Annotated in this window: 10 protein-coding genes; 4 read left to right on the top strand and 6 right to left on the bottom strand. The window is 72.0% G+C overall.

The features are described 5' to 3' along the window. Positions 1–14 precede the first annotated feature (14 nt). Positions 15–1,019: a sugar ABC transporter permease gene (locus AB0L21_RS19680; RefSeq protein WP_365785347.1), complete on the bottom strand. Its 1,005-nt coding sequence runs from the start codon at positions 1,017–1,019 to the stop codon at positions 15–17. 105 nt (positions 1,020–1,124) lie between these two features. Then, positions 1,125–2,393 carry an extracellular solute-binding protein gene (locus AB0L21_RS19675; protein ID WP_365785345.1) on the bottom strand — a complete coding sequence of 423 codons (1,269 nt, stop codon included), beginning with the start codon at positions 2,391–2,393 and terminating at the stop codon, positions 1,125–1,127. A 377-nt stretch (positions 2,394–2,770) separates the two neighbouring features. Here AB0L21_RS19675 and AB0L21_RS19670 point away from each other — a divergent pair, with 377 nt between their 5' ends. Both AB0L21_RS19670 and AB0L21_RS19665 read left to right on the top strand, forming a co-directional pair. Beyond that, entirely contained in the window at positions 2,771–3,805 is a 1,035-nt protein-coding gene (locus AB0L21_RS19670; protein WP_365785343.1) for a LacI family DNA-binding transcriptional regulator, read from the top strand. Between the two features lie 68 nt (positions 3,806–3,873). After that, on the top strand, positions 3,874–4,734 hold the full coding sequence (locus AB0L21_RS19665; RefSeq protein ID WP_365698535.1) for a phosphatase PAP2 family protein: 861 nt from the start codon (positions 3,874–3,876) through the stop codon (positions 4,732–4,734). Here the strand turns inward: AB0L21_RS19665 and AB0L21_RS19660 are convergent. Beyond that, entirely contained in the window at positions 4,716–7,736 is a 3,021-nt protein-coding gene (locus AB0L21_RS19660; protein WP_365785341.1) for a bifunctional [glutamine synthetase] adenylyltransferase/[glutamine synthetase]-adenylyl-L-tyrosine phosphorylase, read from the bottom strand. The two genes, AB0L21_RS19665 and AB0L21_RS19660, sit on opposite strands and share 19 nt — an antisense overlap. Before the next feature lie 596 nt (positions 7,737–8,332). Then, entirely contained in the window at positions 8,333–9,286 is a 954-nt protein-coding gene (locus tag AB0L21_RS19655) for a DUF72 domain-containing protein (protein WP_365785339.1), read from the bottom strand. Positions 9,287–9,561: 275 nt separating this feature from the next. Between AB0L21_RS19655 and AB0L21_RS19650 the strand changes: the two genes are divergently transcribed. Continuing rightward, positions 9,562–11,925 (top strand): Orn/Lys/Arg decarboxylase N-terminal domain-containing protein, encoded by a 2,364-nt coding sequence (locus tag AB0L21_RS19650; RefSeq protein WP_365785337.1) that lies wholly within the window; start codon positions 9,562–9,564, stop codon positions 11,923–11,925. Positions 11,926–12,111: 186 nt separating this feature from the next. Here AB0L21_RS19650 and glnA read toward each other — a convergent pair whose 3' ends face one another. Further along, the gene (glnA, locus tag AB0L21_RS19645; protein WP_356343105.1) at positions 12,112–13,473 is read right to left on the bottom strand and encodes a type I glutamate--ammonia ligase; all 1,362 of its coding nucleotides are present in this window, start codon (positions 13,471–13,473) and stop codon (positions 12,112–12,114) included. 308 nt (positions 13,474–13,781) lie between these two features. Here glnA and AB0L21_RS19640 point away from each other — a divergent pair, with 308 nt between their 5' ends. Beyond that, positions 13,782–14,966: a globin domain-containing protein gene (locus AB0L21_RS19640; protein WP_365785335.1), complete on the top strand. Its 1,185-nt coding sequence runs from the start codon at positions 13,782–13,784 to the stop codon at positions 14,964–14,966. A 95-nt stretch (positions 14,967–15,061) separates the two neighbouring features. Here the strand turns inward: AB0L21_RS19640 and AB0L21_RS19635 are convergent, their stop codons facing one another. Next, positions 15,062–15,514 (bottom strand): Rrf2 family transcriptional regulator, encoded by a 453-nt coding sequence (locus tag AB0L21_RS19635; RefSeq protein ID WP_365785333.1) that lies wholly within the window; start codon positions 15,512–15,514, stop codon positions 15,062–15,064. Between the last annotated feature and the right edge of the window lie 106 nt (positions 15,515–15,620).

Raw genomic sequence — 15,620 nt, 5'->3', positions numbered from 1 at the left:
CGGCTCCTGCGGCGTCAGACGGCGAGCTGGTCATTGCGCTTCAGCCAGCGGAAGTAGAAGGAGGTGAAGACGGTCAGGATCGACAGCAGCAGCACGCCGTACGCGGCGGACTGGGCGAAGTCGCGCGGCTGCTGGCCGAAGCCCAGCTGGTAGGCCCAGGTGACGAGGATCTGGGCGTCCGGGGCGGAGTTCTTGCCGAACAGCAGGAAGATGATGACGAACTGGTTGAAGGTCCAGATGATGCCGAGCAGCACGACGGTGGAGCTGACCGAGCGCAGGCCTGGCAGGGTGACGTGCCGGAACCGCTGCCAGGCGCTCGCGCCGTCCATCTCGGCGGCCTCGTAGAGCGAGGAGTCGATGGACTGCAGGCCGCCGAGCAGGGACAGCATCATGAACGGCACACCGCACCAGGTGTTGACCATGATCGCCGCGAACCGCTGCCAGAAGGTGTCCTCCAGCCACTGAGGCTGGGGCAGGTGGAGGGCGCCGAGGATCTGGTTGAGCACGCCGGAGTCGGCGAGCATGATCCGCCAGGAGAAGACGGTGACGAAGGTCGGCACGGCCCAGGGCAGGACGAGCAGCAGCCGGTAGACGGTACGGCCGCGCAGCTTCTGGTTGAGCATGAGCGCGAGGCCGAGACCGATGCCGTAGTGCAGGGCCACGCAGGCGGCCGTCCAGAACACGGTCCACAGGAAGTGCGACCAGAACCGGTCGTACGCCGTCGGGCCGAACAGGATGTCCTGGTAGTTGTCCAGGCCGATGAACTTGTAGGTGGCGTCGATGTGGTTGACGCCGATCGTGCGCGCCGAGTTCAGGCTGTTGGCGTCGGTGAGGGTGAGGTAGAAGCCCCGGACCAGCGGGTAGCCCACGAGGACGCCGAGCACGACGACCACCGGTGCGATCATCGCGTAGGCGTACCAGTACTTCTGGAAACCGTTCCTGACGCGCTGCCCCAGCCCGGGCCGCGGCGCGCGGTCACCGCGGCGCTTGCCGGTCGCGCGGTCGATGGCGACTGTCATGGTTCGACACCTTCAAAAGATCAAGGGGTTGGGCCGGGCACAGGGCGGTGGCCGTCGGATCCTTCCCCCCCGTTCTCGCGGGAAGGATCCGACGGCCACGCGGGCTTACTTGCTGAAGCCGTTCACCAGCTTGGAGATGGCCAGCTCGGCGTTGCCCAGGCCCTTGTCCAGCGACTCCTTGCCGCTGGCGACCTTGGGCAGCTCGGTGTCGAGCGGACCCCACAGGGAGCTGTACTCGGGCAGCGCCGGGCGGGGCTGGGCGGCGGCGAGGACGCCCTGGTAGCCGGCGATGCCCGGGTCGGCCTCGACCTTGTCGGTGTAGGCGTCGGAGCGGGTGGGCAGGGTGGAGTTCTTCAGGGCGATGGTCTCCTGGGACTGCGCCGAGGTCATGAACTTGACGAACTTCAGGGCCGCCGCCTGGTGGGCCTTGTCCGAGCCGGCGTAGACCGAGAGGTTGTGGCCGCCGGTCGGGGCGCCCGCCTTGCCGGTGGAGCCGGCCGGGACGGTGGCGATGCCGAGGTTGGACTTGTCCTTGAAGGCGCTGCCCTTGTAGAAGTTCGTGATCTCCCAGGGGCCCTGGATGATCGCGGCGACCTTGCCGTTGACGAACGCGTCCTGGATGTGGGCGTAGGCGTCGGCGGTGGCGTCGGCCTTGTGCAGGCCCTTGCCGGAGAACAGGCTCAGCCAGGTGCCGTAGCCCTTCTTGGCGGCCGGCGAGTTCACGGTGATCTTCTTGGCGGCGGCGTCGACGGTGTCGGTGCCCTCGCCGTAGAGGAAGGTCTGGGCGTAGTAGGCCTGGGTGGAGCCCCAGTAGCCGTCGACCTTGGCCTTGTCCTTGATCTTGGCGGCGTCGGCCTTCAGCTCGTCCCAGGTCTTGGGGGCCTCGGTGATGCCGGCCTTCTTGAACAGGGCCTTGTTGTAGACCAGCGCGAGGGTGTCGGTGACGAACGGCACGCCGTAGGTCTTGCCCTCGTACTGGGCCTGCTTGATCAGGTTCGGCTCGAACTTGCCCTGGTCGGCGAGGGCCTCGGTGCCGTCGAGGGGCAGGAAGAAGCCCTTCTTGGCGAAGGCGGGGGTCCAGCCGACCTCGGAGCGCAGCACGTCCGGGGCGCCCTTGGCGCCGGCCGCGGTGTCGAACTTGTTCTGCGCCTGGTCGAAGGGGACGTTGACGTACTTGACCTTGATGTCCTTGTTGGCAGCCTCGAACTGCTGGACCAGGGCCTTGTACGTCGGCGCCTCATTGGTGGCGTTGGAGGTGTCCCACCAGGTGATGGTGACCGGGCCGTCCGACTTTCCGCTGTCGCTCCCGCCGCACGCCGTCGCCGTCAGGGCGAGGGACGCCACCAGCGCGGAGGCCGCTATGCCACGCCGCATGAGTTCTCCTTGAGGGTTAAGCCCGAGTGGTACAGAGGACGGTCCCGTCCGCCCCTGCGACTTGCCGACTGCGCCGTTGCCGCGGCCGGGCGACTGGGAACGTAACAGCCATGTAAGCGTTGCGAAAGACCTTGCAGAAAAAAAGTGCAAGGGGACACGATGGTTACTCCGTCGTGACCAGCCGTCGACCGTTGCGCGACCCAGTGGCGCACGCGCTGAGCGGCGATGACGACACTTGTGCAAGACTTGCAAGCTCTTGCCACCAAGAATCCCGAGGGAGCGCGATGACGCAGCAACCCACGGCAGGCCGTGCGCCCGCCCGCGCCCGGCGTCCGGCCGGTGTGCAAGGGGAGATACGACCGGTACAGTCCGGTGCCGTGACCACACGGCTTGCCGACATCGCTGCGCAGGCGGGGGTGAGCGAAGCGACCGTCAGCCGGGTCCTCAACGGGAAACCGGGCGTCGCCGCCACCACCCGCCAGTCCGTGCTCGCCGCACTGGACGTACTGGGCTACGAGCGCCCGGTACGGCTGCGGCAGCGCAGCGAGGGCCTGGTGGGCCTGATCACGCCGGAGCTGGAGAACCCGATATTCCCGGCCCTGGCCCAGGTCATCGGCCAGGCGCTGACCCGTCAGGGCTACACCCCGGTGCTCGCCACCCAGACCCCGGGCGGGTCGACCGAGGACGAGCTGACCGAGATGCTGGTGGACCGCGGGGTCGCCGGGATCATCTACGTCTCCGGACTGCACGCGGACACCACCGCCGACATGCAGCGCTACGAGCGGCTGCGCGCGCAGGGCGTGCCGTACGTGCTGGTGGACGGGTTCTCCCCGAAGGTGCAGGCGCCCTTCATCTCCCCCGACGACCGGGCGGCGATGACGCTGGCGGTGACGCACCTGGTGTCGCTGGGGCACACCCGGATCGGGCTCGCGCTCGGACCGAAGCGCTTCGTACCCGTACAGCGCAAGATCGAGGGATTCGTCCGGGCGGTGCAGGACCAGCTGGGGCTGGCCGCCCAGACCGTCGAGACCGAGTTGATCCAGCACTCGCTGTACACCCTGGAGGGCGGTCAGGCGGCGGCGACGGCACTGATCGAGCGGAACTGCACGGCGGTGGTCTGCGCCAGCGACATGATGGCGCTGGGCGCGATACGGGCGGCCCGGCAGCGGGGCCTGGAGGTGCCCCGGGACGTGTCGGTGGTCGGGTTCGACGACTCCCCGCTGATCGCCTTCACCGACCCGCCGCTGACCACCATCCGCAAGCCGGTCCCGGCGATGGGGCAGGCGGCGGTGCGCACGTTGCTGGAAGAGATCGGCGGGACACCGGCGCCGCACAGCGAGTTCGTGTTCATGCCGGAACTGGTGGTGCGCGGTTCCACCGCTTCGGCCCCGAATGTCCTCCGTACGTCGTAGAAAGTGCGCCGCGGACCCAACCTTGGGATGATCGGCCGAGGAAGCCTTGTCTGGCAGACTCTGTGCCTATGAGTGACTCGACCGTGACAGAGCCGGAAGGTCGCGAGGAGGTGGCCGTTCCGCGGGCCGTCACGGGCGAGGTCCCCCGCGGTCCGCTGGGCCGGCTGCGGCGGCCACGGCGGCCCCGGCTGTGGTTCGAGATCCTTTTGATCGCGGTGAGTTACTGGACGTACTCACTGATCCGCAACGCCGTGCCGGAGCAGCGGGTCGCGGCGCTGCGCAACGCGGACTGGATCTGGCGCACCGAGCACGCGCTGGGCATCGCCGTCGAGCAGTCGGTCAACCACGCCGTCAACTCGGTGACTTGGCTCATCATCGGGATGAACTACTACTACGCCACACTGCACTTCGTCATCACGCTCGGGGTGCTGGTGTGGCTCTACCGCCGGCATCCCGGCCGCTACGCGGCGACCCGGCTGGTGCTGTTCGCGACCACCGGTGTGGCCCTGGCCGGCTACTACCTGTTCCCGCTCGCCCCACCCCGGCTGATGCGCGGCGGGCACTTCGTGGACACCGTGATGGTGCACCACACCTGGGGCTCGATGGCCTCCGGCGACCTCAAGCACATGTCGAACCAGTACGCGGCGATGCCGTCGATGCACATCGGCTGGTCACTGTGGTGCGGACTGACGATCTTCGCGCTGGCGTCGGTGCCGTGGGCGCGGGTGCTGGGGCTGCTGTACCCGACGGCCACCCTGCTGGTGATCGTCGCCACCGCCAACCACTTCTGGCTGGACGCGGTGGGCGGTGCGCTCTGCCTGACCTTCGGCTGCGCGGTGGCCCGGATGTGGTACGGCAGCCTGCCGCACGCCCTGCCCCGGCTGGTCCCGGCCCGGGCCCCCGCGCCGGCTCAGGCCCTGTCGCCGTAGAACAGTTCCTCCACCACCGTGCGCGCCCGGCGGGTGGTACGGCGGTACGCGTCCAGCATGTCCCCGGCGTGCCCGGCGCCGTAGCCCAGGTAGCGGCCGACGGCGGCCAGCTCACGCGGCTCGGTCGGGAAGGTGTCCCCGGCCCGGCCGCGCACCAGCATGACCGCGTTGCGCACCCGGGTGGCCAGCACCCACGCCTCGTCCAGGATCTCCGTGTCCTCGGCGGACAGCAGCCCGGCCTCGTGGGCAGCGGCCAGGGCCTGGCGGGTGCGGGTGGTGCGCAGGCCCGCCTCGTGGTGGCCATGGCGCATCTGGAGCAGCTGGACCGTCCACTCGACGTCGGACAGGCCGCCGGGGCCGAGCTTGGTGTGCAGCTTGGGGTCGGCGCCGCGCGGCAGCCGCTCGGACTCCATGCGGGCCTTCAGCCGGCGGATCTCGCGGACCGCGTCCTCGGTGAGGCCCTTGGCCGGGTAGCGCAGCGGGTCGATCAGCTCGACGAACCGCCGGCCCAGCTCCGCGTCGCCGGCGACCGGCTCGGCCCGCAGCAGCGCCTGTGACTCCCAGACCAGGGACCAGCGGCGGTAGTACGCCTCGTACGACTTCAGGGTGCGCACCAGCGGGCCCGACTTGCCCTCCGGGCGCAGGTCGGCGTCGATGAGCAGCGGCGGGTCGGCGCTGGGCAGCTGGAGCAGGCGGCGCATCTCGGCCACGACCTTGTTGGCCGCGGCGGACGCCTCGTGCTCGTCCACGCCGTCCTGCGGCTCGTGCACGAACAGCACGTCCGCGTCGGAGCCGTAGCCCAGCTCGTGCCCGCCGAAACGGCCCATCCCGATGATCGCGAACCGGGTGGGCAGGGTGTCGCCCCAGCCCTCCCGGACCACCGCGCGCAGGGTGCCGGCGAGGGTGGCCGCGGTCAGGTCGGAGACGGCCGCGCCGACCCGGTCCACCAGGGCGCCCTGGTCGGCCTCGGCGGGGCTGGTCTCGGTGCCGTAGGAGCCGACGATGTCGGCGGCGGCGGTGCGGAACAGCTCGCGGCGGCGGACGCCACGGGCCGCGGTGACACCCTGCGCGGCGTTCTCCGCGCGGCCCACGGCCGCCAGGATCTCCTGCTCCAGCGCGGCCCGCTGCCGGGGCGCGAGGCCGCCGCCGACCGCCGTGGGCCCCGTTCCGCTGCCGTCGCCCAGCAGGGCCACCGCCTCGGGGGCGCGCATCAGCAGGTCCGGGGCGAGGCGGCCCGCCGACAGCACGCGGGCCAGGTTCTCGGCCGCCGCGCCCTCGTCGCGCAGCAGGCGCAGGTACCAGGGGGTCTTGCCGAGCGCGTCGGAGACCTTCCGGAAGTTCAGCAGGCCGGCGTCCGGGTCGGCGGAGTCCGCGAACCAGCCGAGGAGGACCGGGAGCAGGGTGCGCTGGATCGCCGCCTTGCGGGTCACGCCGGAAGCCAGGGCCTCCAGGTGGCGCAGGGCGGCGGCCGGGTCGGCGTAGCCGAGCGCCACCAGGCGTTCACGGGCCGCCTCCGGACGCAGCCGGGCCTCGCCGGGGGCGAGTTGGGCGACCGCGTCGAGCAGCGGGCGGTAGAAGAGCTTCTCGTGCAGCCGGCGTACGACGCCGGTGTGCCGCTTCCACTCGCGGTTCAGCTCGGCCACCGGGTCGGTGCGCAGGCCCAGGGAGCGGCCGAGGCGGCGCAGGTCCGGCTCCGCCTCGGGCACGAGGTGGGTGCGGCGCAGGCGGTACAGCTGGATGCGGTGCTCCATGGAGCGCAGGAAGCGGTACGCCTCGTCCAGGCGGGCGGCGTCCTCACGGCCGACGTAGCCGCCGGCGGCGAGGGCCGTCAGGGCGTCCAGGGTGGTGCCGCTGCGCAGGGCGGGGTCGGTGCGGCCGTGCACCAACTGGAGGAGCTGCACGGCGAATTCGACGTCACGCAGGCCCCCGGGGCCCAGCTTGAGTTCGCGGTCGATCTCGGCCGCGGGAATGTTCTCGACCACGCGGCGGCGCATCTTCTGGACGTCCGCCACGAAGTTCTCGCGGTCCGCCGCCTTCCAGACGAGGGGTTCGAGGGCGTCGATGTACGCCTCGCCGAGCGCCGTGTCACCGGCCACCGGGCGGGCCTTGAGCAGGGCCTGGAACTCCCAGGTCTTCGCCCAGCGTTGGTAGTAGGCGAGGTGGCTGCTGAGGGTGCGCACGAGGGGGCCGTTGCGGCCCTCGGGGCGGAGGTTGGCGTCCACCGGCCAGATGGAGCCCTCGACCGTGGTCTCCGAGCAGATCCGCATGAGGTGGGAGGCGAGCTTCGTCGCGGACCGGAGGGCCTGCGGTTCGGGGGTGCCCTCGGCCGGTTCCGCCACGAAGATCACGTCCACGTCGGAGACGTAGTTCAGCTCGTGGCCGCCGCACTTGCCCATCGCGATCACCGCGAGGCGGCAGGCGGCGGCGTCCTCCGGGGCCGCGCGTTCGGCGAGGGACAGGGCCGCGCGCAGGGTGGCGGTGGCCAGATCGGCGAGTTCCGCGGCGGCCTCGGCGACGTCCGTGGTGCCGCAGACGTCGCGGGCGGCGATGGAGAGCAGGCAGCGGCGGTAGGCGACGCGCAGCGAGACCGGGTCGGTGGCCTCCGCCAGACCGCGCTCGAACTCCGCGACGCCCGGGTGGAGGTCGTGCGGCTCGTAGGTGACCAGGGCCTGCCAGTCGCCGGGGTGGCGGGCGAGGTGGTCGGCGAGGGCGGCGGAGGCGCCGAGGATGCCGAGCAGGCGGTCGCGGAGGGGCTTGGCCGCGATGAGGGTGTCCAGCAGCTCGCGGTGGGCGGTGGGGGTGGGCTGGGCCTCCAGGAGGCGGACCAGACCGTGCAGGGCGAGGTCGGGGTCCGCGGTGGCGCCGAGGGCTTCGAGGAGAACGGGGTCGTCGCGGACGGGGGCCAGTTCCGGGCCGTCGAGGAGACGCTCGGCGGCGGACGGGTCGGTGAAGCCGTGCCGCAGCAGACGGGTGAAAGTGCTGCTTCTGCGCCCCGGCGTCATGTCCGTGGTCTCCCCTCGGATCTTCTGTCGTCCTGGCCAGAGCCTAACCGGAGGGGGCGGGGTGCCGTCCGGCGGTTGTGGCGGACGGGGCGGGGTGCCGTCCGGCGGCTGGGGCTTCCGGGACTTGCCGGGTTGCTTTGCGGGGCAGCTGGGGGTGGGGCTTCCGGGGCTTGCCGGCTCGGCGTGCGGCGGCTGCTTGCCGGTGCGGCTTCCGGGCGCGCCGGGGCTGGGGGCGGGCCGCTGCGGGTGCGGCATGCCAGCGCGCCGGGACGCGGGGCGGCGACCAGTGCGGGTGCGGCTTCCGGGGCTTGCCGGCTCGGCGTGCGGCGGCTGCTTGCCGGTGCGGCTTCCGGGCGCGCCGGGGCTGGGGTGAGCCGCTGCGGGTGCGGCATGCCGGCGCGCCAGGACGCGGGGCGGCAACCCCTGCGAGTGCGGCCCCCCGGCGTGCCAGGACGCGGGGCGGCAACCCCTGCGAGTGCGGCCTCCGGGCGTGCCGGTTCGTGTCGTATGCCTGCGGCGGCCCGTGCGGGTGGCTCGTGGCTTGGGTCGCGGTCGGGGCCGCGCCGGGTGGTGTCCGTCCTCGGTCCGGCGGGCTGTTACTCGTGCGGTGCCGGGGTTTTCGCCGGCCGTTGCGGGCGGACACCGCCCGACACGTCCCCTTCCCGCCACGGGCGGCTGCCGGCCGTCGTGGGTTCCCGGGCGCTCCCGGGCCTCCGCCGATCCCGTATCAGGAGGTCGTGCAGTGTCTGGGCCGCCTTCGGGGCCGCGTCTCCGCAGCAGTTGTTGAAGAGGATGTGCACCTCTTCGGCCTGGGCGGCTGCCTGCCGGATGTGGGGCAGCCAGGCGGAGAGTTCCTGCTCGGTGTAGCTGTGGCGGAAGCGGTCCTCCTTCGTGCCCTTTCCCCAGTGGGGGCTGCGGCCGTGGAAGCGGATCATGTGGAGGCGGGGGGTGGTGACGGGGGTGGGGGGCGTGCCGTCGGGGGTGTCGGTGGCCACGGCCGTCGCGTTCAGGTCCCTGAGGAACGCCGTCGTGCGGGCGGCCTGGGTGGGGTGCCACCAGGTGGGGTCGCGGAACTCCACGGCGAACGGCCAGTCGTGGGCGCGTTCGCGGGCGGCGCGGATGAAGGATTCGGCCTTCGGGCCGGGGGTGAGGGAGGGCGGGTACTGGAAGAGGAGGGTGCCCAGGCGGCCGGTGTCGCGGAGGGGTGCCAGCGCTTCGGCGTAGCGGGTCCAGATCTCCGTACGCAGGGCTTCGTCGCGGGGGTGGTCGCGCAGGTCCGGGGGGAGGGTGGCGGGGCGGGTGCGGTGGCCGGTGAGGAGGGAGAACGCCTTGACGTCGAAGCGGAAGCCGGGGGGTGTGCGTTCGGCCCAGAGGGCGGTGGTGCGCGGGGCCGGCAGGGCGTAGTACGGGGAGTCCGCCTCGACCAGGGGGAAGCGGGTGGCGTAGTGGCGTAACCGTTTCTCGGTGTCGCGGTGGCCGGGTGGGTACCAGCCGCTCCTGAGCAGTGCCGGGTCGGTCCAGCCGCAGGTGCCGATGAGGATGTCCGCCATGCGGGCGTGAGTACCCGGCGTTCACCGGGTCTTCACCCGTGGGGTTGGCCGGCGCGGGCCACGGGCATGTCGGCGTGAGCATGACGGGCCCACCGGATCAGCTCGGCGGCGGTGTCACCGGCGTACCTCGGATAGCCCCGCCGGGGGTCAACGCGGCAGCCCGGGTTTTCCGTCGTCAGGGTGGTTTGCCGTACGAGGCCGCCGTCGTCGTGTCCGGTCGCGCCCGAGACTTTCCGGCGTGGTGGCCGGGTGGCCGCCGGGGGCGAGGGCACGGGATGGCCGACAGCAGGATCCTGGTCGCGGTACCGCAGCATGCACGCGCCGAGGGCGCCGGAGCCGAGCAGTTGCGGAAGATCCGGGACGCCGTGGAGGCGGACGGCTTCGAGGTGCGCTGGGCGGTCAGCGCCGAGGACGCCGAGGCGGTGCTGCGGACCGAGGCGGGTCTCGCGGCGGCCGTGGTCGCCTGGGACCTTCCCGGGGACGCCGTGCGGCGGCGAGGTGACGGCCCCGGCGCCGCGCTCGCCCCGGCGGACGGCACCCTCGACGGGGCGCCGGGCGGGGCCGCCGTACTGCGCCGGATCGGGCGGCGGTTCCGGGATCTGCCGGTGTTCCTGGTCATGGCGGAGGAGGGGGTGCGGGAGCTGCCGCTGTGGGTGTCGGAGACGGTCGTCGGTTATGTGTGGCCGCTGGAGGACACCCCGGGGTTCATCGCGGGCCGGATCACCAGCGCGGCCCGCGCCTACCGGGAGGACGTGCTGCCGCCGTTCTTCCGGGCGCTGCGGCGCTTCGACGACGCCCACGAGTACTCCTGGCACACCCCGGCCCACTCCGGTGGCGTCGCCTTCCTCAAGTCGCCCGCGGGGCGCGCCTTCCACGACTACTTCGGCGAGCGGCTGCTCCGCTCCGACCTGTCGATCTCGGTGGAGGAGCTGGGCTCGCTGTTCGAGCACACCGGCCCGATCGGGGAGGCGGAGCGCAACGCGGCCCGCGTCTTCGGCTCCGACCTCACCTACTTCGTGCTGCACGGCGACTCCACCTGCAACCGCCTGGTGGGCCACTTCAGCGTCACCCGTGACGAACTGGCGCTGGTGGACCGCAACTGCCACAAGTCGGTGCTGCACGGCCTGGTGGTCTCCGGGGCCCGGCCCGTCTACCTGGTGCCCACGCGCAACGGCTACGGCCTCGCCGGGCCGCTGCCCCCGGCCGAGCTGGCGGCGGAATCGATCGCGGCCCGGATCGCCGCTCACCCGCTGGCCGAGGGAGCCGTGTCGCGTGAGCCGCAGTACGCGGTGTTCACCAACTCCACCTACGACGGCCTCAGTTACGCCGCCGTACCGGCCGCGTGGGCGCTCGCGGCCAGCACGCCCCGGGTGCACTTCGACGAGGCGTGGTTCGCGTACGCCCGCTTCCATCCGCTGTACCGGGGGCGGTACGGGATGTCGGTGGACGCGGACGCCTTCCCGGGCCCGGACCGGCCGACGGTCTTCGCGACCCAGTCCACGCACAAGCTGCTGGCCGCGCTGTCCCAGTCGGCGATGGTGCACGTACGGTCCGCGCCCCGGGCGCCGGTGGAGCACGACCGGTTCAACGAGGCCCTGATGATGCACGGCACCACCTCGCCCCTGTACCCGATGATCGCCTCGCTGGACGTGGCGACGGCGATGATGGACGGCCCGCAGGGCGAGTGGCTGGTGGACGAGGCGGTGACGGAGGCGATCCGCTTCCGTCAGGAGATGGTCCGGCTGCGCCGGCGGGTGGAGAGCGCCGGGGACCGGCCGCCGTGGTTCTTCGGCGTCTGGCAGCCGGAGGAGGTCACCGACCCGGCGACGGGCGAACGGCTGCCCTTCGCGGACGCCCCGCCCGAGCTGCTGCGCACGGAGCAGTCCTGCTGGCTGCTGGAGCCGGGCGCGGCCTGGCACGGCTTTACCGGGCTGACCGAGGGCCACTGCATGCTGGACCCGGTCAAGGTCACGCTGACCTGCCCCGGCATCACCGCGACCGGGGAGATGGCCGAGGAGGGCATCCCGGCGCGCGTCCTGACCGCCTATCTGGCCACCCGGAACATCGTGGTCGAGAAGACCGACAGCTACACCACGCTGATCCTGTTCTCGATGGGCATCACGAAGGGCAAGTGGGGCACGCTGCTGGACGCCCTGATGGACTTCAAGGCCCTGTACGACGCCGACGCCCCGCTCGACCGGGTCCTGCCGGCGGCGGTCGCCGCGCACCCTCGCCGCTACTCGGGCCTGACCCTGCGCGAGCTGTGCCGGCAGATGCACGAGCAGCTGCGCTCGGCGCGCCTGGTGGAGCTGCTGGACACCGCGTTCCAGCAGCTGCCGGAGCCGGTCCACCCGCCGCAGCACTGCTACCAGCGCCTGGTGCGGGGCGGCACGGAACGCGTCCGCGTCGCCGACGCGGCGCACCGCGTGGCGGCGGCGATGGTGACGGTCACCCCGCCCGGCATCCCGGTCCTCATGCCGGGCGAATCCACCGGCACCCCCGACGGCCCCCTCCTGCGCTACCTCACGGCCCTGGAAACCTTCGACCGCCACTTCCCGGGCTTCCGCAGCGAGACGCACGGGGTGACGGTCGACGAGGACAGCGGGGACTACGAGATCGAGTGCCTGCGCCGGGAGTGACACGGGTCCGGCACTCTCCTGGCCGCCTGCGGCTGGCCCGGCCCGGTCAGGCGCCGCACCTTGGACTACATGTTTCCTTCTGCCAGGTGGCCGCGGCGGACGAGCGCCCGCGTCGAGCACGGAGCAGGTGTCCACCAGGGCCGCGCCCTGGAGGGCCGACGGTCCACGACCGCCGGCCCCCCACGTTCACAGCACCGGCAGGTTCTTCCGCAGCTCGAACGCGGTGACCTCGGACCGGTACTCCTCCCACTCCTGCCGCTTGTTGCGCAGGAAGAAGTCGAAGACGTGTTCGCCGAGGGTTTCGGCGACCAGGTCGCTGCCCTCCATCAGGGTCAGGGCCTCGCCGAGGTTCTGCGGGAGGGGCTCGATGCCCATGGCGCGGCGTTCGGCGTTGGACAGGGCCCAGACGTCGTCCTCGGCGCCAGGCGGGAGCTCGTAGCCCTCCTCGATGCCCTTCAGGCCGGCGGCGAGGAGGACGGCGTAGGCCAGGTACGGGTTGGCGCCGGAGTCGAGGGAGCGGACCTCGACGCGCGCGGAGCCGGTCTTGCCGGGCTTGTACATCGGGACACGGACCAGGGCGCTGCGGTTGTTGTGGCCCCAGCAGATGTAGGAGGGGGCCTCGCCGCCGGCGCCGGCGGTGCGCTCGGAGCCGCCCCAGATGCGCTTGTAGGAGTTCACCCACTGGTTGGTGACCGCGGAGATCTCCGCCGCGTGCCGCAGCAGGCCCGCGATGAAGGAGCGGCCGACCTTGGAGAGCTGGTACTCCGCGCCGGACTCGTAGAAGGCGTTCCGGTCACCCTCGAAGAGGGAAAGGTGGGTGTGCATGCCGGAGCCGGGGTGCTCGGAGAAAGGCTTCGGCATGAACGTCGCCTGCACGCCCTGCTCCAGCGCCACCTGCTTCATGACCAGCCGGAACGTCATGATGTTGTCGGCCGTGGAGAGGGCGTCGGCGTACCGCAGGTCGATCTCCTGCTGGCCCGGCGCGCCCTCGTGGTGGGAGAACTCGACCGAGATGCCCATCGACTCCAGCATGGTGATCGCCTGGCGGCGGAAGTCCATGCCCACGTTGGTGGGGGTGTGGTCGAAGTACCCCGAGTTGTCGGCGGGGGTCGGGCGGGAGCCGTCCAGCGGGCGGTCCTTCAGCAGGAAGAACTCGATCTCCGGGTGGGTGTAGAAGGTGAAGCCCAGGTCGGAGGTACGGGCGAGGGCGCGCTTGAGGACGTACCGCGGGTCGGCGAAGGACGGTGAGCCGTCCGGCATGAGGATGTCGCAGAACATGCGGGCCGTGCCGGGGGTCTCCGCGCGCCACGGCAGGACCTGGAAGGTGGACGGGTCCGGCTTGGCGATCATGTCGGACTCGTAGACCCGGGCGAAGCCCTCGATGGCGGAGCCGTCGAAGCCGATGCCCTCGTCGAAGGCCTGTTCCAGTTCGGCGGGGGCCACGGCGACGGACTTGAGGAAGCCCAGCACGTCCGTGAACCACAGGCGTACGAACCGGATGTCGCGCTCCTCCAAGGTCCGGAGCACGAACTCCTGCTGCTTGTCCATCTTCCGCTTCCCCATCCTTGCTGGTCAGGCCGCCTGTCCCCCGTATCACGGGAGGCGGTCGGGCACCTGAGCATCCCACCACAACACCATTTCACGCGCGTTGCGGACCTTGATCGCCCGAGCGTCCTCGCCCTGAACGCCTCTCGTACGGCAGGTGTACTGCGCTCTCGCCCCATCTTGCCTGCTCGGAGCTACATCCGTAATGGCCGGTCCGTTTCCCTCGTGACCGACACCACGCCCGTTAAATTTGCATCTCAGATGCAAGTTTTCATAGCGTGGCGGCCAGCCGAGTTCTCCGAGGAGCCCCGATGCTGACCGAGCAGTCCGCAGCCACCGTCCGCGCCACCCTGCCCGCCGTCGGCGCGGCGATCGGCGAGATCACCGAGCGCTTCTACGCCCGCCTCTTCGACGCCCACCCCGACCTGCTGCGCAACCTCTTCAACCGCGGCAACCAGGCCTCCGGCGCCCAGAAGCAGGCCCTCGCCGGTTCGATCGCCGCCTTCGCCACGCACCTGCTGGACCACCCCGACCAGCGACCCGACGCGATGCTCGCCCGCATCGCGCACAAGCACGCCTCCCTGGGCGTGGCCCCCGCGCAGTACGACGTCGTCCACGAGCACCTCTTCGCCGCCATCGCCGAGGTCCTCGGCGAGGCCGTCACCCCCGAGGTGGCCGCCGCCTGGGACGAGGTGTACTGGCTCATGGCGAACGCCCTCATCGCGATCGAGAAGCGGCTGTACGAGGAGAGCGGCGGCCCCGGCCTGCGCGCCTGGGAGGTCGTCGAGCGGATCGAGGAGACCCCGGACGTCGTCACCTTCCGGCTGCGTCCGGCCGACGGCGGCCCGGTGCCCGGCTTCCGCGCCGGGCAGTACGTCTCCGTCGGCGTCACCCTGCCCGACGGCGCCCGGCAGATACGGCAGTACAGCCTGACCGGGGCGCCGGGCGAGGCGGTGCGCCAGATCAGCGTCAAGCGCGTGCGGGGCGACGCGACGCCCGACGGCGAGGTCTCGAACCACCTCCACGCGCGCGTGCGGCCCGGCGACGCCCTGGAACTGTCCGAGCCGTACGGCGACCTCGTCCTGGCCGGCGACACGGACACGCCCCTGCTGCTCGCCTCGGCGGGCATCGGCGTGACCCCGATGATCGCGATGCTGGCCGACCTCGCGGGCGGCGGCCACCGCGCCCCGGTCACCGTCGTCCACGGCGACCGCTCCCCCGCCGACCACGCCCTGCGCACCGACCACACGGCGTACGCGGCGAAGCTGCCCGACGCCTGCGCGCACTTCTTCTACGAGCGCGACGCCGAGCCGGACACCCGGACCGGCCGGGTCGACCTGACCGACATCGCCGTACACCCCGGCACGCGCGCGTACCTGTGCGGCCCCCTGCCCTTCATGCGCGCGATCCGCACCCAGCTGATCGAGAAGGGCGTGTCCCCGGCCGACATCCACTACGAGGTCTTCGGCCCGGACCTGTGGCTGGCCCAGGGCTGAGCGTCAGCGCCCCCTAAGGGGCACGGGACCGCGTCCGAAGTGCCACGACGGCGCCGCACACGCCAGGCGGCCCCTCGTGGCACTTCGTCATGCGCTCAGCCCGACCCCGGCCCCCGGGAGATCCCGAGCAGCAAAGGCCCCGTCGGCTCAGCGACGATGTCACCGATCGTGACGGAGTCCAGCGCGGCGAAGAACGCCTCCTGAGCCCCGCGCAGAGCGCCCCGCAGGCGGCAGCCGGAGCGCAGGGGGCAGGCCGGCGTCCCCTGGCTCCCCTCGCAGTCGACCACGTCGCCGTCGCCCTCGAAGGTCCGCACGACCGCGCCCACCGACGCCGTACGGCCCCGCTCCGTGAGCGCCAGTCCCCCGCCCCGCCCGCGCCGGGCGTCGACCAGGCCCAGGCGCTGGAGTTCGGCGACGACCTTCGCGGCGTGCGTGTAGGGCACCTCCATGTCGGCGGCGACCTGGCGGGTCGTGGGCGTGGCGTCGGCGACCACCGCGAGTCGCATCAGGACGCGCAGGGCGAGGTCGGTGGAGCGCAGCAGCCGCATACCGCGAGCGTAGGTAATGCGCATCCCGTCTTCAAATTATCGGGTTGTGTGCCCTCCCCTACGGAAGGGCGGCCCCCGCGCATTACGATCAGCGGGCCCCACCGTC

Source organism: Streptomyces sp. NPDC052721 (assembly GCF_040678315.1).
Classification (GTDB): Bacteria; Actinomycetota; Actinomycetes; order Streptomycetales; family Streptomycetaceae; genus Streptomyces.
This window is presented reverse-complemented; position numbering and strand designations above follow the sequence as displayed.

Coding starts and splice junctions, on each gene's coding strand:
- AB0L21_RS19650 (WP_365785337.1), top strand. CDS start 9,562: ATGGCCGACAGCAGGATCCTGGTCGCGGTACCGCAGCATGCACGCGCC.
- AB0L21_RS19635 (WP_365785333.1), bottom strand. CDS start 15,514: ATGCGGCTGCTGCGCTCCACCGACCTCGCCCTGCGCGTCCTGATGCGA.
- glnA (WP_356343105.1), bottom strand. CDS start 13,473: ATGGACAAGCAGCAGGAGTTCGTGCTCCGGACCTTGGAGGAGCGCGAC.
- AB0L21_RS19680 (WP_365785347.1), bottom strand. CDS start 1,019: ATGACAGTCGCCATCGACCGCGCGACCGGCAAGCGCCGCGGTGACCGC.
- AB0L21_RS19675 (WP_365785345.1), bottom strand. CDS start 2,393: ATGCGGCGTGGCATAGCGGCCTCCGCGCTGGTGGCGTCCCTCGCCCTG.
- AB0L21_RS19655 (WP_365785339.1), bottom strand. CDS start 9,286: ATGGCGGACATCCTCATCGGCACCTGCGGCTGGACCGACCCGGCACTG.
- AB0L21_RS19665 (WP_365698535.1), top strand. CDS start 3,874: ATGAGTGACTCGACCGTGACAGAGCCGGAAGGTCGCGAGGAGGTGGCC.
- AB0L21_RS19640 (WP_365785335.1), top strand. CDS start 13,782: ATGCTGACCGAGCAGTCCGCAGCCACCGTCCGCGCCACCCTGCCCGCC.
- AB0L21_RS19660 (WP_365785341.1), bottom strand. CDS start 7,736: ATGACGCCGGGGCGCAGAAGCAGCACTTTCACCCGTCTGCTGCGGCAC.